A 22,241-nucleotide genomic window follows, 5' to 3' on the forward strand; every position below is an offset into this window, starting at 1 on the left:
CGCCGAACGATAATTCCTATATGCGCGCATTCGCTGCGGTTGGCGACGAACGGCTTTCTAAAACAATGCGGGATGCGGAAATTTCGTTCTTGTCTTCCAAGATTTCAGCCGGCTGAGCGCCGGTTTCCAGGAGATCGGCGTAGTGCCGGCGCGCCACGTCGGGATGCGAGCGCAGGCGGCTCTTCAGCACATTGGTACCGACATTGCGAAACAGCGGATTGTCGGGATCGCTGGCCGGACCCCGCGCCTCGGCCGCCAGTTCCTCGGGCAGGTTGAGCAGCGGGATCGTGGCGTCGAGCCGGGCGCTGAAGAAGAAGGGCACCGAAATCCGCTCGACACCGGCCGGTGGCGTTACCACGCGGTGGACCGTTGCTCTCAGATACCCGTTGGAGGCCAGCTCGAGCAGTTCGCCGATGTTGACCACCAGCGTGTCGGGCAGCGGATCGACGTCGACCCAGGCACCGTCATATTCGACCTGCAGCCCCTTGCTCTCGTCCTGCAACAGAAGCGTCAGGAAACCGCCATCCTTGTGCGCGCCGACGCCCTGGTTGTCGCCGGTGGCGTCGCGGCCGGGGTAGCGCACGATCTTCATGCGATGGTTGGGCTCGGCCCGGTAGACGGGATCGAAGGCGTCCTCGGCCTGATCGAGCGACAAAGCGAAGGCCCGGAGCAGCCGGATCGCCACCGCCGTCGCCTTGGCCTGCCATGCGAGTAGCGCCGGCTTCAGCTCGGGCAGCGTGGCCGGCCACTGGTTGGGCCCTTGCAGCCGCGTCCAGGCGGGCACGCCGGGGCCTTGTTCGATGGCCGGGCGTTCGACGCCGATGTCGAGCTGTTCGCGCCAGTCGGCCTTGCCTTTGGTCAGCTCGCCGCCGGCGCGCGTGTAGCCGCGGAACTGCGAGGACTTGACCATTTCAATTGCCAGTTTGTCGGCTTCCGGCAGGGCAAAGAAGCGGCGCGACGCGTCGAGCACTTCTGCGGTATCCGCAGCCGATATGCCGTGGCCGGTCAAATAGAAGAAGCCGACATCGCGCGCGGCCGTGCGCAGGTCGAAGAGAAACGTTCGCCGTTCCGAAGCGCCCTGCTCGAGGCGGCCGAGATCAAGCACGGGTACGATCCTGGGCATGTCAAGCTCCTTGTTTCGCTGTCACGGTGGCACGCAGGCCGGTCCGATCAAAGCAACGCGCAACCCAATCTCGGCGCCGATAGAGAAAGCCGGCGCTGCGTTTGGCAGCCTGCCGGCAAATAACGTTCGTGGCCGCTCATCCGCGCCGGTCCAGCCTGGCGACCAGCCGGTCGCCGACCCACTGGATGCCGCAAACGAGAATGATCAGCACAATGACCACGGCGACCATGACGCTGGTCTCAAAACGCTGGTAGCCATAGCGGATGGCGAGATCGCCGAGCCCGCCGGCACCGATGGCGCCGGCCATGGCCGAAGCGCCGATCAGCGTTACCAGCGTCACCGTGAAACCAGCAACGATGCCGGGCAAAGCTTCGGGCACCAGCACCTCGCGGATGATCGTCCAGCGATTGCCGCCCATGGCGCGTGCCGCCTCGATCAGGCCGCGATCGACCTCGCGCAGCGACACTTCGGCGATGCGGGCATAGTAGGGCGTCGCCGCAATCGACAACGGCACGATCGCCGCCCAGGTGCCGATCGAGGTGCCGACGATCAGCCGCGTCACCGGGATCAGCGCCACCAGAAGGATGATGAAAGGCACCGAGCGGAAGCCGTTGATGACGGCGCCGAGCGCGCGGTTCACCCACAGGCTTTCGGCAATGCCGCCGCGCTCGGTGGCAATCAATGCCAGGCCGAGCGGCAGCCCGAAGACGAGCGAGATGAGGCCCGATGCCGCCGTCATCAGGACCGTCTCCCAGATCGAGCGCAGCAGAAGTTCAAACAGAACCGGCGACATGGCCAAGCACCTCCACCCGTGCGTCGCGGGCCTTCAGGAATGCGATTACTTTGGACAGATGTTTCGGATCGTTGCCCGCGACCGCAAGGAACAGCGTGCCGACCGGCTGCTGCTGGACATGGTCGATGCCACCATGGACGAGGCGGAAAGGCCCCGGCACGGCCACCGCAAGATCGGACAGCAGCGGACCGCGCGCGGCCTCACCTGCGACGTCGACCCTGAGGATGAGCTCGGCGCCGCCTCCGGAAGCAAGCCGGCCGGCAATCTCGGCCGGCAGTTGCGGGCGGATGCCGCCGAGCAGGCTCCTGGTGATTTCGGAACGCGGCTCGGCAAAGACCGACCACACCGGGCCTTGTTCGACGATGCGCCCGGCATCGATCACCGCGACGCGGTCGGCGATCGAGCGGATCACCTCCATCTCGTGGGTGATAAGCAGGATGGTGAGGCCGAGCTGCCGGTTGATGTCTTTCAGCAAGGCCAGGATGGAGCGCGTCGTCTCCGGATCGAGCGCTGAGGTCGCCTCGTCGGACAGCAGCAGCGCCGGCCGCGCGGCCAGCGCCCTGGCGATGCCGACGCGCTGCTTCTGGCCGCCCGACAGCGAGGACGGATAGGCCTTCGCCTTCTCCGACAGGCCGACGAGGTCGAGCAATTCGGCGGCGCGCGCCAGCCGTTCGGCCTTTGGGCGGCCCTCGATCTTCAGCGGCAGCGCGACATTGTCCTCCACGGTCTTGGCCGACAGCAGATTGAAGTGCTGAAAGATCATGCCGATGCGACGCCGCAGCGGCTGCAATTCACGCTCGCCGAGCCGGCCGATCTCGCGGCCCTCGATGAAGACGTCGCCGGAGTCCGGCCGCTCCAGCCCGTTGAGGCAGCGGATCAGCGTCGACTTGCCGGCGCCGCTGCGGCCGATGATGCCGAGGATCTCGCCCTTCTTCACCGTCAGCGAGACGCCGTCGAGCGCAGGCGTCGCGCCAAAGCGGCGCTTGAGGTCGACCAGGCGTACGACATCTTCTTGCCCGGCCGATATATTGACCGGACCGGATGCCTCGGCCGTGACGTGCTGGTTCATCTCACTGTCCGTTTCAACGCTCGACAAATGCGACAGCGGCCCGCTCAACAGCGGGCCGCCTGCTCCTGACAACCAGGCGCCAATCAATAGGCGCTGATCCCGGTGCCCTTGTAGACCTTGTCGAACTCGGCCTTGACCGCCTCGTTCTGGTAGGACGCGACCAGCGTCTTCACCCACGCCTCGTTCTCGTTGCCGGATTTCACGGCGATGAAGTTGCGGTAGGGGTTGTCGGCCACTGGCTCCTGGGCGATGCGGTTGTCCGGGCCGAGACCGCTCTTCAGCGCCCAGTCGGTGTTGACGACAGCCGCGTCGAGATCCTCGACCGAGCGCCCGACAATGCCGGCATCCAGTTCCTTGATGACGACCTTCTTCGGGTTCTCGGCAATGTCGGCGGTGGTCGCCAGGATGCCGGTGCCGTCCTTCAGCTTGATCACGCCTTCGTTCTGCAGAACGCGCAACGCGCGGCCCTCATTCGAGGGGTCGTTGGGCAAGCCGATGACGGCGCCTTCGGGCAGGTCGGCAACCTTGGTGTATTTCTTGGAGTAGAGGCCGATCGGCCAGACGCCGGTGTAGCCGACGCGCACGATGTGGTACCCTTGGGTCTTGATCTGGTTGTCGAGATAGGGCTGGTGCTGGAAGGCGTTGGCGTCGATCTCGCCGCGCTCGAGCGCCTCGTTGGGCTGGGTGTAGTCGTTGAACACCACGGTCTCGACGGTCAGGCCTTTTTCGGCGGCCTGGGCGACGACGACGCGCCAGACATCCTCATCCTCGCCGCTGATGATGCCGACCTTGATAGACTTCTTGTCCTCGGCGAAGGACGGCGTCGGCTGAGCCAGACCGGCAAGCGTGACGGCCGAGGCAAAAAGTGCCGCAAGGGCAGCTCGCCGGCTGATGGCTGAAAAAAGAAGAGAGCTGGAAGCGTTTCCGCGTTCGGACATTGTCGATCCCTCGTAATCCTGAAGTCATTGCGGCGAGGTGGAATACCAAGCCTTGACGACATCATCGGCAATGCTGCTTGCCGGATCAAAGAACCGCATTTCTTCTCAAACACGAAGCCGGGAATATTCTCTCAAAGATTTCGCAATTGCGAGAACGGTCACGCCGGACCGGTCAGAATGTCTCGACAAAGGGCCGCAGCTCGACCTCGAAGCTCCAGGCGCTGCGATGCTGGCGATGGGTCGCGAGATAGGTCTGCGCGATCGCATCGGGCGACAGCTGGCTGTCCGGTCGCTCGGGCTTCGTCCCGACCGGCTCGATCTGGCCGTCGATAATGAAATGGGCGACATGGATGTTCTTCGGGAAGAGTTCGCGCGCCATCGACTGAGCCAGACCGCGCAGGCCGAATTTCGGCATGGCAAAGCCGGCGGAGTTGGGAAAGCCCTTGATGCTGGCGGAGGCGCCGGTGAAAAGAATCGAACCGGAGCCGCGCGCAAGCAGCCGCCGCGCCGCTTGCTGGCCGACCAGGAAGCCGCCATAGGCGCCGACAAGCAAGGCTTGTTTGACCGCATCGGGATCGACCTCGGCGATCGGGCCGCGCGTGCGGCCGCTGGCATTGAAGACGGCAAGGGCCAGCGGGCCTTGCTTGTCGGCGGCGTCAAACAGGCCGGCGACGGAGGCCGGATCGGCGACGTCGGTTTCGACGGCCAGCGCGCCGGTTTCCCCGACCAGCGCCGCGAGTTTGGCCGTGTTGCGGGCGGCCAGCACCACACGATAGCCTTCCGTGGTGAGAAGGCGCGCCAAAGAGGCGCTCAGGCCCGCACCCGCGCCGGCGATCACTGCGACTTCGGATGCCATGTCGTTTCTCCTTGGCGATGACGTGTTCGTCTCATAGCTGGCGTCTTGAGCGGCGAGACGCAAGAACGGCGTTGCTCGATTTTCGCTGTTCGGTGAAAAACCCTGCCGGCAGGTTCGGAGCAATCGACCGCGGCCAGGGTCTTGCCTGGCGAGACAATCCGTCCGACAGGTGATTGCGTTGGAATCGCAAACGGTGTCGCAAGGGAGTCGACCGTGGAACCAATCTGGGCCGTCGGCCTGATGACCGGCACCGTGCTTGACGGCAATATCGACGTAGCGCTGATCAAGACCGATGGCGAGCGGATCGCCGATTTCGGCACCTATACGCTGGCCCCCTACCCCGCAGCGATCCGTGCCTTGCTGGAGGAGACGCTGCGTCAGGCCCGGGTGTGGAATTTCGACGGGCCGGAGCCGGCGATCTTTGCCGAAGCCGAGGAGGCGCTGACGCGGGCGCAGTCGGCGGCGGTGAAGGACCTTGTCGAAAGCTACGGCCTGACCATGGGCGATATCGGCGTGGTCGGTTTTCACGGCCAAACCGTGCTGCATCGTGCCCCGCAACCCGGGCGGCGCGGCGATACGCGCCAGTTGGGCGATGGCGCGCTGATGCATTCCATTTTGGGCGCCAAGGTCGCCTATGATTTCCGCTCGGACGATGTGCGCGCTGGCGGCCAGGGCGCACCACTGGCGGCTGCCTACCACGCGGCGCTTTTGAGGGAAGCCGACGCCAGCGGGGACACCGCTGTGCTCAATCTCGGCGGTGTCGGCAACGTCACTTGGTGGGACGGCAAGGACAACATCGTCGCCTTCGACACTGGCCCGGCCAACGCGCCGCTCAACGATTTCATCAAGGCAAACGGCCTCGGCGAGATGGACCGCGACGGCGCACTGGGCGCGGCCGGCACCGTCGATGAAGTGCGGCTGGCCAAATTGCTCCAGCATCCGTATCTGACCAAGCCCTATCCGAAATCGCTCGACCGTTTCGACTTCGGCGCCGCCATGGCCGACGGCCTCGGCGCAGAGGATGGGGCGGCGACGCTGACGGCCTTCACCGTCTCGGCCGTCGGCAAGGCGCTCGATTTGTTGCCGCGCCGGCCGAAGCGGCTGGCGGTCAGTGGCGGCGGCCGCCGCAACCCGACGATGATGGCGATGCTGGCGAGGCGCGCCAACGTCGAGGTTGTGCAGGCCGAGACACTGGGCTGGAAAGGCGATGCGGTGGAGGCCGAATGCTTTGCCTTCCTTGCCGTGCGCGTGCTGCGCGGCCTGCCGATCAGCTTTCCCAGCACCACCGGCGTGCCGCGGCCGATGCAAGGCGGGCGGCTGGCAGGTTAGAGCTTCTTCTGCAGGAAGATGCGGCTGCGGCCGACGGGAAAGTCAGGCAGTTCGCCGAAGCGCCGGTAGCCTTGCCGCTCATAGACTTTGGCCGCTGTCGGATTGAACGTATCAATCCAGGCGTTTTGGCAGCCGCGCTTGACCGCTTCCTCCTCGGCAGCGCCCAGCATGTCGCCGGCCATATGCCGGCCGCGCAGGCGTTCGTCGACCCACAGCCACTGCACATAGAGCCAGCCCCAGGCGGTGTATCCCGAAATGCCGGCGACGACAGCGCCGTGCTCATCACGAACGAAGACGGCGATCGGCTTGCGGCCGGAGGGGCCGACATCGCCGTCATTGAACGCCGTCAGCCGCTCGGCCAGGAAGGCGAGGTCGTCTGACGAGGGGTCGGCAGTGGTTTCAAGCGTCGTCTTCATCCGGGCGGGGCTCGCATGGCAAGCCAAGCTCTAGCGAAGGACGGGATGAGAACGCAAGCTTTACGGCTTGATGGGCAGCGGCGATCGCCATGACCCCGCTGCTGCCGCAACCAGCATCAGCACGGCGGCGACGATGGCGCAGATGGCAAAGCCGAACGATGAATAAAGCGGCCCGAAGCTGGTGGTGCCGATGAAGACGGCGAGGTAGGTGACCGAGCTGTTCAGGCCCATGATGGTGCCACGGCGCGACGGATCGAGCGCGGTAAGGCGCATCACCAGCACGTTCAGGCCGAAATGATTGGCAAGGCCCCAGATGGCGATCATAGCCAGGATCAGCACGAAATTGCTGCTTGCGAGCGCGATCGCGACATAGACGACGGCGACCAGCAGATAGGCGAAAGGCATGACGCGCCGCGCGCCGATGCGGTCGATGACGCCGTCGAGGAAGGCCGCGGCGCCGAAGCCGGCGCCATAGGCGAGCGCGGCCAGCGCATTGGCGCTGACGGGCTCGCCCAGATCCTGGTGCAGATGATCGCCGAGATAGCCGTAGACGCCGTAAAAAGCGGTCATGAAGGCGGTGCAGGCGATGAGCAGCGGCACGATCCCCGGAATGGCCAGCGCAACGAACGGCGACGGTGCCGGGCCGCTCTTCCTGACGTCGCTGAGCGAGGTCATCGACAAGGCAGCAAGCGCAATGGCGGAAAGCACCGCGACGGCGGCGAAGACGGCGCGCCAGTGCACGAGATCGGCAAGCACGGCCGACAGCGACACGCCGGCCACCATGGAGACCGTCCAGCCGGTCAGCACGACGCCGATCGTGCCGCTTTCGCGGCCGGGCGGCGCAATTGCCGCTGCACTGGCATAGATGGCCGGCATGGCGACGCCGGCGGCGATGCCGGCGACGGCCTGGGCCGCGACCAGCATGATCACCGTCGGCGCCAGCGCGCTGGCGAGAAGCCCGACGGCCAGAAGAAGCAGCGCGCCCTGCAGCATGCGGCGGGCGCCGACGCCGTCGATATAGCGGGCGAGGAACAACGCGCTGGCCGAAGTGCCGAGGCCGAAGGCGGCCGACGCGGCCATCACCGCCGGCACGCTGGTGCCGAAGGATGCGGCGACTGCCGGAGCAATTGGACCCAGGACCAGCGAGTTCGAGCCGATGACGGCGATGCAGCCGGTCAGGAGATAGGCCAGCGCCGGGATCGGCTGATGGAGCGTTGCAGCTTGATGCGCGTTCGTCATCGGGTCATAATGGCCGAACTGAATTCCGCGACAACAAGGAATTTCGATATGGACGAAGAAACAGATGGGGTTCTGCAGAACAAGGTAGCTGCCCGAGAGCTCGACGCAATCGACCGAAAAATATTAGGCGTGCTGGTCGAGGATGCGACGATCAGCTACGCCGAACTTGGCGAACGCGTCTGCCTTTCGCCGCCTGCGGCGCATGAGCGGGTCAAGCGCCTGCGGCGCAGCGGCGCCATCCGCGGCACCGCTGTGATCATCGACCCGAAGGCGGTGAAGAAGCCGCTGCTCACCTTCGTGCATATCGATACCAAGGGCTGGGGCAAGACACCGGAGCTGATGGCCGTCTCCCAATATCCTGAGGTCGAGGAAATCCATTCGGTGGCCGGCGACACCTGCATGCTTCTCAAGGTCCGCACCGAGGACACCAGGGCGCTCGAAGGCCTGCTGGCGCGTCTCTACGAAACGCCCGGCGTCACCTCGACGCGAAGCTATGTCGTGCTGTCGACCTATCTCGAGCGCCCTGTGCAGCCCGAGATCACGGCGCAATGGCCGACGCCCCGGCATATGGCCACGCCGCTGTACTGATCTGCGCTATCTTCGTCTTGCCGGGGCCACAACAATCCTTCACAAACGGCACCCTATATTGATGCCAGGCATTGATTTGGGGTGACGAGAGGCGCGGCTTGGAATTCGAACTGAAAACCATCGAGGCGCTGGCCCCCGATCAGGCGTCGCTAAGCGCCGCCTCGAAGCTCACCAAGCGCTCGAACTGGCCGCGGCTGGAGAAGAACGAGCAGCAGGCGCTGATCTGGGGCGAATGCCAGGGCTCGGGATCCAACCCCTATCGCACCGTCGTCGACACCGGCGACCACGGCTACAAATGCACCTGCCCGTCGCGAAAATTTCCCTGCAAGCACACGCTGGCGCTGATGTGGATCGCCGCCACGGCGCCGGCCAGCTTCACATCAGCCGAAACAACGCCGGAATGGGTCAATGACTGGCTTGGCCGGCGCAGGAAGACTGCGCCCCCGCCGGTCGACGCAAAGCCTGGCAGGGGCGCGTCTGGCAAGAGCATTGGCGAGGCCTCGCAGGCGGAGGAAAGCACCGTCGATGACGCCGCCGCGACGGAGCGCCGCGAGACGGCGCAGCGCAAGCGGGCGGAAGATACGCGCACCGCGGTGGCAGGCGCGCTGGACGAACTCGACCAGTGGATTGCCGACCAGCTGCGGCTCGGCCTTTCCGCCTTTGCCGACGCCAGCAGCGAGCGCTGCCGCCGCATTGCGGCGCGGCTCGTCGACATGAAGGCGACGGCGCTTGCCGGACGCATCGACGAAATCCCGGCCCGGCTAATGGCGCTGCGCAGCGAGGAACGGCCGGACGCGGCGATCCGCGAACTCGGCAAGCTGGTGCTGCTGGCCAAAGCCTGGCGCTCGGCGCCCGACGATCCCGAGCTGAAGCGACTGGTGTCGGCGTCCGAAACCCGCGACCAGGTTCTGTCCAGTCCCGACGCGAAGCAGGTCGACAGCCATTGGGAGGTCGTCGGCGAGAAGATCGAGACCCGCCGCGACGGTCTCGTCAGCCATTCGACCTGGCTGCTCGATCTGAAAAGCCCGACGCCGCAGTTTGGGCTGCTGCTCGATTTCTTTCCGGCTTCGGCCGGCCGCCGCTCGGCGGCGTTCACGCCCGGTGACCGGTTCCACGCCCGCCTGGTATTCTACCCGTCGCGCCAGCCACTGCGGGCCTTGGTGGCGGAGCGCAAGGGCGACGTCGTGTCGGGCGCCTGGCCGGATTTCGGCCTCGACGCTGTCAAGGACCCGCTCGCGGCGCATGCGGCGCACCAGGACGCAGCGCCCTGGTCGACCGATAGCCCGCTGATGCTGCCTGCCGGCGCTATCCTGCTCGATGAGCGCGGCACCGCCTGGTGGCAAGCGGCGCACGACCCGCAAGGGATCGCCCTGCCTGTTAGCGGGACCGTCGATCAGACCGTGCTTGGCCTCGACCTCGCGGCCACGGCAGCGCTTTGGAACGGCGCGCGGCTCGATCTGCTGGCCGCGCAAAGCGGCTTCGGGAGGCTCGATCTGTCATGAACGAGCTCGAACTAACCGGCCTGGCGACGATGCGCGACTGCTGGATCACCGGCGGAACCGCGTTCGATCTGGCGCCAACCGCATGGAAGGAGATCGCGGGTGGCGCAAGCCCAGACGAACGGGAGCGACGTCTGCTGGCGATCGCGGCGCAGGCGCTCGATGTCGGCCTGCGGCCGTCGGCGCCGAAGACGCTGAAGCGGCGCCCGCCGCTGCCGAGGCTTGGCCTGCCGCTGCTGCCGGAGCGGTTGCGGCCGCTGTTGCGGGCGGCCCTGAAGAACGCCGCCGATGCGCAGCGCAAGTCGCGTGTCGCGACGCTCGTCGCCAGCCGCGGCTACGTGCTGCATCCGATGGACTGGATGCCGTCGGCATCAGACCAGAACAGCCCTGACATCTATGCGCCGTGGATCGACTGGCAGGCCAGCGTCGAGGGGCTGAAGATTGCCCCGCAGGAGCAGCTGACGGCGCAGAACTGGGATGACTTTTACCCCGCCGCGCGCCGTATCGCGTTGGCCGAGATGCGCCGTCGCGATCCGGCCACGGCCCGCAGCCTGATGGAAGCCAAGGCGACGGGCGAGCCGGCTGAAGTCCGGCTGGCGCTCATCGAACTCATGCATTTCAACCTGACGCCCACGGACGCGCCATTCCTGAAAAGCCTGGCAACCGACCGCTCCGGCAAGGTGCAGGAGCTGGCGGGCCGGCTGCTGGCAAGGTTGGGCGAGCATGGCCGGCCGGGCAACGACGAAGCCGACGACCCCGTTGCCGAACTCGCCGCCTTCATCACAGAAGGCAAATCCGGCTTCATCCGCCGCCGCACCACATACACGCCGGCAAAACTCAAATCGGCTGCGCAAGAAAGTCGTCGCGTCGACCTGTTCGCAAGCTGTTACCTGGTCGATCTTGCGGCGCATTTCGGCAAAACAGAGTCCGATTTCATCGGGGCATGGCAATTCGGTGCCGATGACAGAGCGGATCTGTCTCTCGTTCGGATGGTCGCCGTGTCCGGCAGCGATGCCACGGTGGCGCTGTTGGCGGATACGCTTGTCGCCGAAGGTGGCAAGTCGGCATTGTTTGTCTTCCACCTCATGTTGCGTTTGGACAGCGGCAGGAAGCGGAACCTGATCAGGCGGATCCTGAAGGACGCTCAAAATCTTGAAGCGCTCAACTTGGTCGAAGGCGCCGAAGCGAGTTGGCTTGAATGGGACGATTTGACAAATGGCAAGGCGCTGTCGGCACTGCGCACCATGGTTGCGGGAAACGACGAGCCCGCGAAGCGAAGCGCGGACCACGCCCTGGAAACGATAGGCTTTCTTGCCACAGCGGAGACCGCTGAACGGTTGATCGGCGACATTGTTGCGGCCGGCATGCTGCCGGCGGCAGCCTCGCTCGTTTTCCTGCGCCTCAACGCGGCAATGACGGGAACCAAAACATGACAATCCGGAGAACAGCACCATGAACGCAGCCATCCGCCTCCCCGTCGAGCAGGCCTATGCCGCTGAACTGCAGGCGCTGGCGCGCAATGACGACAAGCAAAAACCTGCGGGATGGAGCCTGTCGCCAAAGGCCGTTCTGACCTACCTGCTCGGCGGCAAGGCAAGCGACGGCACCGTGATATCGCCAAAATATGTCGGCCGCCGCCGGCTGATGGAAACGGCGGTGGCGACACTCGCCACGGACCGCGCGCTGCTGCTGCTCGGCGTTCCCGGCACCGCAAAATCCTGGGTGTCGGAACATCTCGCCGCCGCCATCATGGGCAATTCCACGCTGATCGTGCAGTGCACGGCCGGTACCGACGAGAACCAGGTCCGCTACGGCTGGAACTATGCGCAGCTTTTGGCCAAAGGGCCGAGCCAGGAGGCGCTGGTGCCGACGCCGCTCTACCGCGCCATGGAGAGCGGCAAGCTATGCCGCCTGGAAGAGTTGACGCGCATGGGCTCCGATGTACAGGATACGCTGATCACCGTGCTGTCGGAAAAGATGATGCCGATCCCGGAACTCAACACGTCGCTCTATGCCCAGCGCGGCTTCAACATCATCGCCACCGCAAACAACCGCGACAAGGGCGTCAACGAGCTGTCCTCGGCGCTGAAACGCCGCTTCAATGTGGTGGTGCTGCCGCTGCCCGAGGACATGGCGGAAGAGGTGGCGATCGTCTCCAAGCGGGTCGACGAGATGGCCGGCGGGCTCGACCTGCCGGTGCCGAAAAATGTCGGCGAGGAGATCGCTCGCGTGTTGACCATTTTCCGCGAGCTGCGCTCGGGCGCAACCGCCGACGGCAAGGTGACGCTGAAGACGCCTTCGGGTTCGCTCTCGACCGCCGAGGCGATCGCCACCATGGTCGGCGGCCTCAGCCAGGCGGCGTGGTTCGACAGCGGCAAGCTCGGCGCCGAAGGCCTCGCCGCCAGCCTTGTCGGCGCCATCGTCAAGGACCCGGTGCAGGACAAGGTGGTGCTGGAGGAATATCTCGAAACGGTGCTCAAGAAGCGGCCGGACTATGCCGGCTATTACGCGGCGCTGAACGCAGCGATCTGAGGTCATGAGCGACGTCGCCTATTTCGGCATCCGCCATCACGGGCCGGGCTCCGCCGACAGCCTGGTGCAGGCGCTGCGGGACTTGCAGCCGGTCGCGGTGCTGATCGAAGGGCCGAGCGACGCGTCCGCCCTGCTGCCATTGCTGGCGCGCCCGCAGATGCAGCCGCCGGTGGCGCTGCTCTGCTACCCCGAGGACGATCCGGCCGCGACAAGTTTCTGGCCGTTCGCCGAGTTCTCGCCGGAATACCAGGCGGCGGTGTGGGCGGTGGCGAACAAGGCGGCATTGCGGTTCATCGACCTGCCGTCATCGGCACGGTTCGCGGCACCGGCAACCGACGACCCCGACAAAACGGCTGACGCCGACAAGCCCGAACCCAAGGACGAAACCGGTGAGGATGGCGAGCCCGCATCGCATCGCGACCCGATCGGCACGCTGGCTGCGGCCGCCGGCTATGAAGATGGCGAAAGCTGGTGGGCCGACATTATCGAGCAGAATCCGCAGCCGGGTCCAATCTTCGCTGCCATCACCGATGCGATGACGACGCTGCGCGACGGCGAAGGTGCGATCGCGCCGTTCGAGGCCAAGCGTGAAGCGCATATGCGATTGGAAATCGCCGCCGCGCGCAAGGAATTCGCCGGACCGATCGCCGTCGTCTGCGGCGCATGGCATGTGCCGGCCCTGCAGGCCGCGCACACGCAGAAGAACGACCAGGCGCTGATCAAGGGAATTGCCCGGCGCAAAAGCATCATGACATGGGCGCCATGGACCGGGCCGCGTCTTGCGCTGGGCTATGGTTATGGCGCTGGCGTCGTCGCGCCCGGCTGGTGCAAGCATCTGTGGCGCACACGAGGGCGGCGCGACGCCGCGACGCTGTGGCTGGCGACGATCGCGGCGGTGCTGCGGGCGAAGGGCCATCTGGTGTCGACCGCGTCGCTGATCGAGGCCGAGCGGCTTGCGCGCACACTGGCTGCCATTCGCGAGCGGCCGAAGCCCGGCTTCGAGGAATTGCGCGATGCCGCGATCGCGGCGCTGTTCAACGGCGAAGCGGTGCTGTGGGCGCTGGTCGAGGCCGAGTTGCTTTTGGGCGCGGATGTCGGCGAGATTCCGCCCGACACGCCGCTGGCGCCGCTGATCGAGGACCTGCAGCGCAACCAGAAGGCGGCGCGGCTGAAGCCGGAGGCGCTGGAACGCGAGCTGTCGGTCGATCTGCGCAGCGAAAGCGGACTGTTTCGTTCGATATTGCTGCACCGGCTGGACGTGCTTGGCGTGCAATGGGGCAGGCTGGCCGACGCCGGCCGCAGCCGCGGCACCTTTCGCGAAAAATGGACCCTGGCCTGGGAGCCGGAATATGCCGTGCGCCTGGTCGAGAACCTGATCTACGGCCCGACTATCGAAAAGGCCGCCAATGGCCGCCTGATCCAGATGCTCGGTGCGGCCGCGAGCCTCGACACGCTTGCCGCCCTTGTCCAGAGCGCCATTACGGCGGATCTGTCGGAGGCCGCGAGCGCCGGCCTTGTAGCGTTGGAGGCGCGCGCAGCGCACAGCAGCGAATGCCTGGAGATGCTGGCCTCGGTGCCGCCGCTTGCCGACATCATCCGTTACGGCGAGGCGCGCAAGACCGAAACCAACCGGCTGTCCGGTTTGTTGGAACGGTTGATCGTCGAGGGCGCGATCGCGCTGCCCTATGCGGTGCGCGACCTGGACGAGCAGGCCGCCACCACGCTGGTCGGTGCTGTGCGCAAGGCCGACACGGCGATCCGGCTGGTCGAGCCCGGCGAAGACGTGCTCGATGCATGGCGCAACGGCCTGACCGGCGTGCTGGAAGGTCCGCGCTCGACGGCGCTGCTCGCCGGCTGCGCCGCGCATCTGCTCTATGAAGCCGGCCAACTGTCGGCAGAGGACGCCGCCGGGCTGCTCGGACGCAGGCTGTCGCCGGGGACGCCGGTCGCCCAGGCAGCGGGGTTCTTCGAAGGTTTCTTCAGCACTGCCGGCCAGCGGCTGATCTATGACGAGGGCCTGCGCGGCGCCGTCGATGGGTGGCTGAAATCGCTCGACGAGGACGCTTTCATCGCGCATCTGCCATTGCTGCGCCGCGTCTTCTCCAATCTGGACTCGATGGAGCGGCAGCGGTTGATCGAGGCCGTGCTCGGCCGCACCGCAAGGTTGCCGGCCGGCCTGACGCCGGCGCCGGATGGCGGCGAGGGCTGGCGCCGTCACCTGGAGCGGCTTGGGCCATTGCTGGCGGGCGGAGTGTGACAATGGATGCCGAAGCCGAAGTGCCCGAACCCGGCCCAGCATCATCCGATAGCGGGCGCGAGCGCCGCTGGCGGCTGGCGATCGGCGCCGATGACGAGGCTTCCTCCGCCCTTTCCAGTGATGACAAAAAACTGTCTTCGGCGCTCGATGCGCTTTACGGCGACGGCGCCAATGCGGATGCCGACCCGCGCAAGCGGCGCGGCGGGCTCGGCCGCTCGGCGCCACGCGTGGCGCAATGGATGGGCGATATCCGCTCCTTCTTTCCCGCCCAGGTGGTCCAGATCGTCCAGAAGGATGCCTTTGAGCGGCTGAACCTGAAGCAGATGCTGATGGAGCCGGAATTCCTCAAGGCGATCGAGGCCGACGTCAACCTCGTCGCCGACCTGATCTCGCTGCGTTCGGTGATGCCGGCCAAGACCAAGGACATCGCCCGCACCATCATCGCCGACATCGTTGCCAAGCTGATGCAGCGGCTGGAGCAGAAGACCGCCGAGGCGATCCGTGGCGCGCTCGACAAGTCGCGACGCACCAACCGGCCGCGCCAACGCGACATCGACTGGCCGCGCACCATCTCGGCCAATCTTCGCCACTACCAGCCTGAGCACAAAACCGTCGTGCCGGAAAAACTGGTCGGCTTCATGCGCAAGCAACGCCGGCTGGTCGATCTCGACGAAGTGGTGCTGTGCGTCGACCAGTCCGGCTCGATGGCGAGCTCGGTGATCTACGCCTCGATTTTCGCCGCGGTGATGGCGTCGCTGCCGGTCGTGCGCACCAAGCTGGTCTGTTTCGACACGGCCATCGTCGACCTGACCGAAGAGCTCAGCGACCCGGTCGAGGTGCTGTTTGGCGTGCAGCTCGGCGGCGGCACCGACATCAACCAGGCGGTCGCCTATTGCGCCGACCGCATCGAGCGGCCGACCAAATCCCACTTCGTGCTGATCACCGACCTCTATGAGGGCGGCAACGGCCAGGACTTGCTGCGGCGGCTTGCGGCGCTGGTCCGGTCCGGCGTCAATGTCATCGTGCTGCTGGCGCTGACCGATCAGGGCCGGCCGGGCTATGATCCGGCGATGTCGGCTTCGGTCGCGGCACTTGGCATACCGGTCTTCGCCTGCACGCCGGACCTGTTTCCCGACATGATGGCGGCGGCGTTGCGGCGCGAGGATATCGGCGCCTGGGCAGCCGGCGCCGACATCAAGCTGATCCGCGCCGAGACGGAGCCGAGCAGTCAGGCCTGACTATTCGAACGAATAGGCAAACCCGTCAGTGGAAGCGCTGACGGTCACCTTGGTCATCTTCTCGCCGTCGAGCGACCGGTTCAGCACGCCGCGGCTGAGTTCCGGCAACAGCGTGTTGGTGAGGATGGCGTCGATCATGCGGCCACCGGACTCGATTTCGGTGCAGCGCGCCTTGACCAGCGCCATGACGCCGTCGCCGATCACCAGTTCGGCGTCGTGGCTGGCGCGCAGCCGCCGCGCGATCTTGCCGAACTGATGGCGGGTGATGGCCTCGATCATCGAATCCGAAAGCGGATAGTAAGGGATGGTCACGACGCGGCCGAGGAAGGCCGCTGGAAACACCTTCAGCAGTGGAGCGCGCAGGGCAGCATCGAGGCCGTCGAGCCCTGCCCTCACCGTGCCGTTGCCGGTCCGCTCCATGATGACTTCGGACCCGACATTGGACGTCAGCAGGATCAGCGTGTTCTTGAAGTCGATGCGCCTTCCCTCGCTGTCATCCATCATGCCCTTGTCGAAGACCTGGAAAAAGATCTCGTGGACGTCGGGATGCGCCTTCTCGACCTCGTCGAGCAGGATCACCGAATAGGGTTTTCGGCGCACGGCCTCGGTGAGAATGCCACCCTTGCCGTAGCCGACATAGCCGGGCGGTGCGCCCTTGAGCGTCGAGACGGTGTGCGCCTCCTGGAATTCGGACATGTTGATCGAGATCAGGTTCTGCTCGCCGCCATAGAGCGTCTCGGCCAGCGCCAGGGCCGTCTCGGTCTTGCCCACACCGGAGGGGCCGCAGAGCAGGAACACGCCGACCGGCTTTTCCGGCGCTCCGAGCCCGGCGCGGCTGGTCTGCACGCGCTTGGCGATCATCTCCATGGCGTGATCCTGGCCGACGACTCGTTCGGACAAAGTGTCGGCGAGCTTGAGCGCCTTTTCGGTCTGGCTGGACAGCATCCGTCCCGTCGGGATGCCGGTCCAGTCCTGGACCACGGCAGCGACCGCATTGCGGTCGACCGATGGCAGGATCAGCGGCGTCTCGCCTTGCGCGGTGGCAAGCTCGGCCATGAGTTCACGCAGCCGCGCCAGATCGGCGACAGGATCTGACGGCGCAGCCTCGGCAGCCGGCGCTTCGGTCTCGGACGCTTCGGCCTTGGGCGTCTCGGCCTTGGGCACCTTGGTCTTTTCTTCGTCCGGCGCTGCCGGTTCGGCATCGGCCTCAGCTGTCGCCACCGCATCGAGCGGGACGCCGTCGCCGCGCAGCCGCGCGCGCAGTTCGAGGATCTCGGCAACCAGCGCCTTTTCGCGCTCCCAGCGCTCCTCGGCGGCGGCGAGCATGGTCCCCGTCTCAGTGAGCCCGGCCTCGACCCGCGCCTGCCGGTCAGTTACTTCGATGCCGATCGCTGCCTCGCGGCCGATGATGCCGCTTTCGACCTCGAGCGCCTGGCGGCGCCGCAAAATGTCCTCGACCTCGGCCGGCGTCGCATGCTGCGAGATCGCCACCCTGGCGCAAGCGGTGTCGAGCAGGCTGACCGCCTTGTCGGGCAATTGCCGCGCCGGGATGTAACGATGCGACAGGCCGACCGCCGCCTCGATCGCCTCGTCCAGGATCTGCACTTCGTGATGCTGTTCGAGCACGCCGGCTACACCGCGCAGCATGAGCACAGCGACCGCTTCCGACGGCTCATCGATCTTGACCACCTGGAAACGGCGGGTCAGCGCCGGGTCCTTTTCGATGTGCTGCTTGTACTCGGCCCAGGTGGTTGCGGCGATGGTGCGCAATTCGCCGCGCGCCAGCGCCGGCTTCAAGAGATTGGCGGCATCGCCGGTTCCGGCGGCACCACCGGCGCCGATCAGCGTGTGCGCCTCGTCGATGAACAGGATGACCGGCGTCTCGGATGACTGAACTTCGTCGATCACCGCCTTCAGGCGCTTCTCGAACTCGCCCTTGACGCTGGCGCCGGCCTGCATCAGGCCAACGTCGAGCATACGCACGCTGATGCCCTGCAGGGGCGGCGGCACGTCGCCCTGGGCGATGCGCAGGGCAAACCCCTCGACCACCGCGGTCTTGCCGACACCGGCCTCGCCGGTCAGGATCGGGTTGTTCTGCCGGCGCCGCATCAGGATATCGATGATCTGCCGGATCTCCGGGTCTCGGCCGACGACCGGGTCGATCTTGCCGTCATGGGCGCGCTGGGTGAGGTCTGTGGCGTATTTGGCCAGCGCGGAGTCCCCGCCCGGAGCTCGCCGCGGCGCCTCCGCGGTGGGAGCCACTGCTGCCGTGGCGCCGGCTTCGAGCGAACCGTCCACCACCTCGGCAAAGCGGGCGATGACCCCGTCGGCGTCGATCTTGTCGAATTCGCCGCTGATCTTCGCCACCAGGCCTTCCAGCACCGGCGTCTTCAGGCAGGCGAGCACGACATGGGCGCTGCGGACCTCCTCCATGCCGAATTCCAGCGTCGCCAGGTTCCAGGCCTCCTGGATGGCGTGAAAGATGTGGTCGGAAAATTCCTCGATCGAGGTGGCGCCGTAGGGCAGCTTGTCGACGGCGCGGGTCATTTCGCTGGTAAGCCGGCTGGCATCGACGCCGGCATCGGCAATGATCATCTGCACATCCGAACGCTCGGACAGCACCAGTTGTTCTATGAAATGGACGAGTTCGACGTAAGGATTGCCGCGCAGCTTGGCGCTGTCGGCGGCGGCCTTGAAGGCGCGCAGGCAGACCGGATTGAGCTTGCCAACCAGTTCCTTGCGTTTGAACCCCTGCGACGACCGGCGCTGTTCCATCGAACGTGCTCCTGCAATCTGCCCGTCGACAGCCTGCCACATAAGCAGCCGCTTGACAAAGCGCTTGATGCAGCCGGCCTTTTCCCTTTGTGGAGAGTCCCGCGCCGCCAAATGCAGACAACCACGATTTTTTCTAATCCTATGCGATGCGCTTCACATACGAGGTTAGCCAAGCACGCCATGAATTGCGCCATCCGAGACGCAGTTGCACCGACATTCATTAGCGCTCGTTAACTTTTGAGCGGATGGCGAATTGTGGGAATATGCAACCGTGTGCTAACGTTGGGTCACGTACGGTTTTAGAGCCGGTCGCCGGGGGTATCTGTGATCGATCTCGCACTCTGGCTTGCTCCGCTGGACGGTGAAAATCCGTCAGGCGAAGACTTGCGCAACGATCCGGCTTTTCATGAGCTGGAGCGGCTCACGGAGCCGCAGGTCAAGGTCGTCCATGACGGGCGCAACAAGCCAGCCGCGCAATCGACCATTCCGGTCGACTGGCCTGCCGTGCTCGGCAAGGCCGAGGAGTTGCGTTCGCATGGCCGCGACCTGCGCCTGCTCGTCATTGTCGCCCGGGCGCTGGCCAATGAAGAGGGATTGGCCGGACTGGCACAGGGCCTGACCCTGATTGCAAGGACCTTCGAGACGCATTGGGAGACGATGCACCCGGCGCTGCGGGCCAGCCCCCAACCACGCGAGGCCGCCTTGCGCCGCCTCAACGCGCTGGCCGACCTGCAGAACGGCCAGGAAGGCCTGCTGGCGAACCTCAGGCAGATGGTCTTCTTCGCGCCGCGTCCCATCGGGCCGATCAGCGGACGCGATCTCGAACAGGGTGCGCTCGACGATCGCGTCATGCTTCAGGAAGCGGCGTCGGGATTGAATGCCACGGAGAAGGCAGCACTGGTCAGCGCGCACGGACAGCTCCTGAACCGGGTGGGCAGCGGTTGTGCCGCCCATCAGGACCAGGCCGGTGAACAGATGACGGCGCTCATCGCCGGGGCGCACGCAGCGATCGAGGCGCTCGACGCGGTCGATGCGGCGCTGAATGCCCGCCTTGACAGCAACGGGGCCGCCGTCCCGGACCTGAAACGATTTTTGCAGCGCGTGCTGACGACGCTGGAACGCAATACGGCGGTCGAGACCACGGAAGAGGCAGCGACGAAGGGGGCTGCCAGCCCGGCTGCTCCCCCGGCAAGCCCGGCCGCGCCGGTCAGAAACGGTCATGGAGCCGAGACGATGGCAAGCTACGCGGAGACCGGTGCGGGGCTCCCGGACAGGATTTCCTCGCGCGACGATGTGGTGAAGTGCCTCGACCTTGTGGTCGCGTTCTACGACCGCACCGAGCCGTCGAGTCCGATCCCGCATCTCGCCCGCCGGGTGCGCAGGATGGTGCACATGGATTTCGTTGAACTGATGGAAGACCTCGCCCCGTCGGGGCTCAAGGAATTCCGGCTGCTCGCCGGCGTTCCCGACGCCAAGAAGACTGCCCAGAAGGATGAAAGGTAGCAACACATGCCAGCCGAAAGCAAAGCGAAGGTCATCGAGCGAAATCGCGCCCCGCGCGTGCAGATCGCCTACGATGTCGAAACCTACGGCAGCCCGACGACGATCGAACTGCCGTTCGTCATGGGCGTGATGGCCGACCTGTCGGGCGCATCGCAGACCAGGGAAGCGTCCAAGACGGTGCTCGACCGTTCCTTTGTCGAGACCGATGCCAACCGCTTCCCCAAATTCATGGAAGCGCTGGGACCCAGGGTCAAGGCGCGGGTGAAGAACACGCTGCCGCAGGCCGAGGGACAGGAGCGCGACGAAGAACTGGCGCTCGACCTGACCTTCACCAAGATGGGCGATTTCGCCCCCGACAAGATCGCCGAACAGGTCCCGCAACTGGCCGAAATCCTCAAGATGCGGCGCCAGCTCGAGGAGCTGCTCGGCTTCATGGACGGCCGCGTCGATGCCGAAAAGCGCATCGCCCAATTGCTGAACAATCAGCCGCTGCTTGGCCAGATCGCCGCCCAGGCGCTGTCCGACGACAAGGGTGAGGAATAGATCATGGCCGAACAGCAAAAGACCGCAGCATCCGTCGCCGAGGCCGAGGCCGTCGATCTCGGCGAATTCAGCCAGCTCTTGGAGAAGGACTTCAAGGTCAAGAAGGACGACAGCGAGAAGCTGCAGCAGCTGGTTCGCAACCTGGCTCTGGCGGCGCAGTCGCGCTCCGAGACGACGACGATTTCGTCCAACTCGATCAAGTCGATCAAGTCGTTGATCGCCGGCATCGACAAGATGCTGACGACCCAGGTCAACGAAATCCTGCACGCGCCGGAAGTGCGGCAGATGGAAGGCACCTGGCGCGGCCTCTGGTACCTCATCAACAACACCGAGACGGATCAGAAGCTGAAGATCCGGGTGATGAACATTTCCAAGGAGCAGCTGGCCGATACGCTCGAAGACTATGAAGGCCAGATGTGGGACCAGAGCCCGATCTTCAAGAAGGTCTACACCGACGAGTATTCGATGCTCGGCGGCGAACCGATCGGCTGCGTCATCGGCGCCTACGAGTTCTCCAACCACCCGCGCGACGTCGGCCTGTTGCGCAACATCTCCGGCATCTGCGCCTCGGCGCACACGCCATTCATCGCCGCCGCCTCGCCACGGCTGTTCCGCATGGACAGCTGGCAGGAACTGCCCAACCCGCAGGACCTGCAGCAGATCGTCTCCAACCCGGCCTACGCCTCGTGGCAATCGCTGCGCGAGAGCGAGGATGCGCGCTATATCGGGCTGACCATGCCGCGCGTGCTGGCGCGGCTGCCCTACGGCTCGGAGACAGTCCCGGTCAAGGGCTTCTCCTTCGAGGAGGAAGTGCAGGGCGATCACAACAAATATGTCTGGATGAACGCTGCCTTCCCGATGGGCGTCAACATCAACCGCAGCCACAAGCTCTATGGCTGGGGCACCCAGATCCGCGGCGTCGAAAATGGCGGCACTGTGCTTAACCTGCCGGTGCACTCCTTCCCGACCGATGACGGCTCGATCGCGATGAAATGCCCGACGGAAGTCGCCATCGACGACCGGCGCGAGGCGGAACTGGCCAAGCTCGGGCTGATGCCGATCCTGCACCGCAAGAACACCGATCTCGCGGCCTTCATCGGCGCCCATTCGCTGCAGGACGATGAGACGCGGGCGGGCCGCCTGGTCGACCCCGACGCCCAGTCCAACGAGCGGCTCTCCGCCAACCTGCCCTATCTGTTCCCGGTCTCGCGCTTTGCGCACTACCTCAAGGCGATTGCGCGCGACAAGGTCGGATCGTTCAAGGAACGCACCGACATGCAGATCTGGTTGACCGAATGGATCAACCGGTACGTGCTGGCCAACCCGGCCTTCGCCGACGACAAGGCGCGCGCCAAGCGTCCGCTTGCCGCCGCCGAGGTGCAGGTCGACAGCGTGGAGGGCCGGCCGGGCTACTACAACGCCCGCTTCTATCTGCGCCCGCACTACCAGCTGGAGGGCATCAATGCCTCGCTCAGGCTGGTGTCGGAATTGCCGTCCGTGAAGACCTGATTGCAGCAACCAAACCTTTGTTTGAAAGCGTGGA

18 protein-coding genes are annotated in these 22,241 nt (G+C 65.6%); 10 read left to right on the plus strand and 8 right to left on the minus strand.

All coding sequences use genetic code 11. The features are described from left to right. Positions 1-16: 16 nt before the first annotated feature. The 5 genes from NLY43_RS09150 to NLY43_RS09170 form a co-directional block, all read right to left on the minus strand. The gene (locus tag NLY43_RS09150) at positions 17-1,123 is read right to left on the minus strand and encodes an isopenicillin N synthase family dioxygenase (protein ID WP_023709947.1); all 1,107 of its coding nucleotides are present in this window, start codon (positions 1,121-1,123) and stop codon (positions 17-19) included. A 136-nt stretch (positions 1,124-1,259) separates the two neighbouring features. Next, on the minus strand, positions 1,260-1,916 hold the full coding sequence (locus tag NLY43_RS09155) for a methionine ABC transporter permease (RefSeq protein WP_023668578.1): 657 nt from the start codon (positions 1,914-1,916) through the stop codon (positions 1,260-1,262). After that, positions 1,897-2,985 (minus strand): methionine ABC transporter ATP-binding protein, encoded by a 1,089-nt coding sequence (locus tag NLY43_RS09160; protein WP_023709948.1) that lies wholly within the window; start codon positions 2,983-2,985, stop codon positions 1,897-1,899. The genes NLY43_RS09155 and NLY43_RS09160 overlap by 20 nt, the downstream gene beginning before the upstream one ends. Positions 2,986-3,068: 83 nt before the next feature. Further along, positions 3,069-3,923: a MetQ/NlpA family lipoprotein gene (locus NLY43_RS09165; protein WP_023668580.1), complete on the minus strand. Its 855-nt coding sequence runs from the start codon at positions 3,921-3,923 to the stop codon at positions 3,069-3,071. Positions 3,924-4,095: 172 nt separating this feature from the next. Beyond that, positions 4,096-4,779, minus strand: coding sequence for an SDR family NAD(P)-dependent oxidoreductase (locus NLY43_RS09170; protein ID WP_023668581.1), 684 nt, complete (start codon positions 4,777-4,779; stop codon positions 4,096-4,098). Between the two features lie 213 nt (positions 4,780-4,992). On the opposite strand from NLY43_RS09170, the gene NLY43_RS09175 reads away from it, so the two are divergent. Continuing rightward, the gene (locus tag NLY43_RS09175) at positions 4,993-6,108 is read left to right on the plus strand and encodes an anhydro-N-acetylmuramic acid kinase (protein ID WP_023709949.1); all 1,116 of its coding nucleotides are present in this window, start codon (positions 4,993-4,995) and stop codon (positions 6,106-6,108) included. On the opposite strand, the gene NLY43_RS09180 is transcribed toward NLY43_RS09175, so the two are convergent. After that, the gene (locus tag NLY43_RS09180; protein ID WP_023684459.1) at positions 6,105-6,524 is read right to left on the minus strand and encodes a GNAT family N-acetyltransferase; all 420 of its coding nucleotides are present in this window, start codon (positions 6,522-6,524) and stop codon (positions 6,105-6,107) included. The two genes, NLY43_RS09175 and NLY43_RS09180, sit on opposite strands and share 4 nt — an antisense overlap. A 60-nt stretch (positions 6,525-6,584) precedes the next feature. Further along, positions 6,585-7,763: an MFS transporter gene (locus NLY43_RS09185; protein WP_023709950.1), complete on the minus strand. Its 1,179-nt coding sequence runs from the start codon at positions 7,761-7,763 to the stop codon at positions 6,585-6,587. 48 nt (positions 7,764-7,811) lie between these two features. Here NLY43_RS09185 and NLY43_RS09190 point away from each other — a divergent pair, with 48 nt between their 5' ends. From NLY43_RS09190 to NLY43_RS09215, 6 genes are all read left to right on the plus strand, one after another. Beyond that, the gene (locus tag NLY43_RS09190) at positions 7,812-8,351 is read left to right on the plus strand and encodes an Lrp/AsnC family transcriptional regulator (protein WP_023709951.1); all 540 of its coding nucleotides are present in this window, start codon (positions 7,812-7,814) and stop codon (positions 8,349-8,351) included. A gap of 98 nt (positions 8,352-8,449) precedes the next feature. Next, positions 8,450-9,853 (plus strand): SWIM zinc finger family protein, encoded by a 1,404-nt coding sequence (locus NLY43_RS09195; protein WP_023709952.1) that lies wholly within the window; start codon positions 8,450-8,452, stop codon positions 9,851-9,853. Beyond that, the gene (locus tag NLY43_RS09200; RefSeq protein ID WP_023713226.1) at positions 9,850-11,283 is read left to right on the plus strand and encodes a DUF5691 domain-containing protein; all 1,434 of its coding nucleotides are present in this window, start codon (positions 9,850-9,852) and stop codon (positions 11,281-11,283) included. Before NLY43_RS09195 ends, NLY43_RS09200 begins: the two co-directional genes overlap by 4 nt. A 19-nt stretch (positions 11,284-11,302) precedes the next feature. Continuing rightward, positions 11,303-12,382 (plus strand): ATP-binding protein, encoded by a 1,080-nt coding sequence (locus NLY43_RS09205; protein ID WP_023673899.1) that lies wholly within the window; start codon positions 11,303-11,305, stop codon positions 12,380-12,382. A 4-nt stretch (positions 12,383-12,386) separates the two neighbouring features. Next, positions 12,387-14,639 (plus strand): DUF5682 family protein, encoded by a 2,253-nt coding sequence (locus tag NLY43_RS09210; protein ID WP_023709954.1) that lies wholly within the window; start codon positions 12,387-12,389, stop codon positions 14,637-14,639. A gap of 2 nt (positions 14,640-14,641) precedes the next feature. Then, the gene (locus tag NLY43_RS09215) at positions 14,642-15,877 is read left to right on the plus strand and encodes a VWA domain-containing protein (protein ID WP_023709955.1); all 1,236 of its coding nucleotides are present in this window, start codon (positions 14,642-14,644) and stop codon (positions 15,875-15,877) included. Here the strand turns inward: NLY43_RS09215 and tssH are convergent, their stop codons facing one another. Further along, positions 15,878-18,652, minus strand: a complete 2,775-nt coding sequence (gene tssH, locus NLY43_RS09220; protein WP_023709956.1) for a type VI secretion system ATPase TssH — start codon at positions 18,650-18,652, stop codon at positions 15,878-15,880. It lies immediately after the preceding gene. A gap of 324 nt (positions 18,653-18,976) precedes the next feature. On the opposite strand from tssH, the gene tssA reads away from it, so the two are divergent. Genes tssA through tssC form a run of 3 tightly spaced genes read left to right on the plus strand, consistent with a single transcriptional unit; the run spans position 18,977 to position 22,207 of the window. Next, positions 18,977-20,155 carry a type VI secretion system protein TssA gene (gene tssA, locus NLY43_RS09225; protein ID WP_023687034.1) on the plus strand — a complete coding sequence of 393 codons (1,179 nt, stop codon included), beginning with the start codon at positions 18,977-18,979 and terminating at the stop codon, positions 20,153-20,155. Between the two features lie 6 nt (positions 20,156-20,161). Further along, a complete protein-coding gene (gene tssB, locus NLY43_RS09230) occupies positions 20,162-20,698 on the plus strand; it encodes a type VI secretion system contractile sheath small subunit (RefSeq protein WP_023673718.1) in 537 nt (178 codons plus the stop codon). 3 nt (positions 20,699-20,701) lie between these two features. Next, positions 20,702-22,207 carry a type VI secretion system contractile sheath large subunit gene (gene tssC / locus NLY43_RS09235; RefSeq protein ID WP_023682611.1) on the plus strand — a complete coding sequence of 502 codons (1,506 nt, stop codon included), beginning with the start codon at positions 20,702-20,704 and terminating at the stop codon, positions 22,205-22,207. Positions 22,208-22,241: the final 34 nt, after the last annotated feature.

Source organism: Mesorhizobium sp. C416B (genome assembly GCF_030323165.1).
Taxonomy (GTDB): Bacteria; Pseudomonadota; Alphaproteobacteria; order Rhizobiales; family Rhizobiaceae; genus Mesorhizobium.

Coding starts and splice junctions, on each gene's coding strand:
- NLY43_RS09150 (WP_023709947.1), bottom strand. CDS start 1,123: ATGCCCAGGATCGTACCCGTGCTTGATCTCGGCCGCCTCGAGCAGGGC.
- NLY43_RS09155 (WP_023668578.1), bottom strand. CDS start 1,916: ATGTCGCCGGTTCTGTTTGAACTTCTGCTGCGCTCGATCTGGGAGACG.
- NLY43_RS09160 (WP_023709948.1), bottom strand. CDS start 2,985: ATGAACCAGCACGTCACGGCCGAGGCATCCGGTCCGGTCAATATATCG.
- NLY43_RS09165 (WP_023668580.1), bottom strand. CDS start 3,923: ATGTCCGAACGCGGAAACGCTTCCAGCTCTCTTCTTTTTTCAGCCATC.
- NLY43_RS09170 (WP_023668581.1), bottom strand. CDS start 4,779: ATGGCATCCGAAGTCGCAGTGATCGCCGGCGCGGGTGCGGGCCTGAGC.
- NLY43_RS09180 (WP_023684459.1), bottom strand. CDS start 6,524: ATGAAGACGACGCTTGAAACCACTGCCGACCCCTCGTCAGACGACCTC.
- NLY43_RS09185 (WP_023709950.1), bottom strand. CDS start 7,763: ATGACGAACGCGCATCAAGCTGCAACGCTCCATCAGCCGATCCCGGCG.
- NLY43_RS09190 (WP_023709951.1), top strand. CDS start 7,812: ATGGACGAAGAAACAGATGGGGTTCTGCAGAACAAGGTAGCTGCCCGA.
- NLY43_RS09200 (WP_023713226.1), top strand. CDS start 9,850: ATGAACGAGCTCGAACTAACCGGCCTGGCGACGATGCGCGACTGCTGG.
- NLY43_RS09205 (WP_023673899.1), top strand. CDS start 11,303: ATGAACGCAGCCATCCGCCTCCCCGTCGAGCAGGCCTATGCCGCTGAA.
- NLY43_RS09210 (WP_023709954.1), top strand. CDS start 12,387: ATGAGCGACGTCGCCTATTTCGGCATCCGCCATCACGGGCCGGGCTCC.
- NLY43_RS09215 (WP_023709955.1), top strand. CDS start 14,642: ATGGATGCCGAAGCCGAAGTGCCCGAACCCGGCCCAGCATCATCCGAT.
- tssH (WP_023709956.1), bottom strand. CDS start 18,652: ATGGAACAGCGCCGGTCGTCGCAGGGGTTCAAACGCAAGGAACTGGTT.
- tssB (WP_023673718.1), top strand. CDS start 20,162: ATGCCAGCCGAAAGCAAAGCGAAGGTCATCGAGCGAAATCGCGCCCCG.
- tssC (WP_023682611.1), top strand. CDS start 20,702: ATGGCCGAACAGCAAAAGACCGCAGCATCCGTCGCCGAGGCCGAGGCC.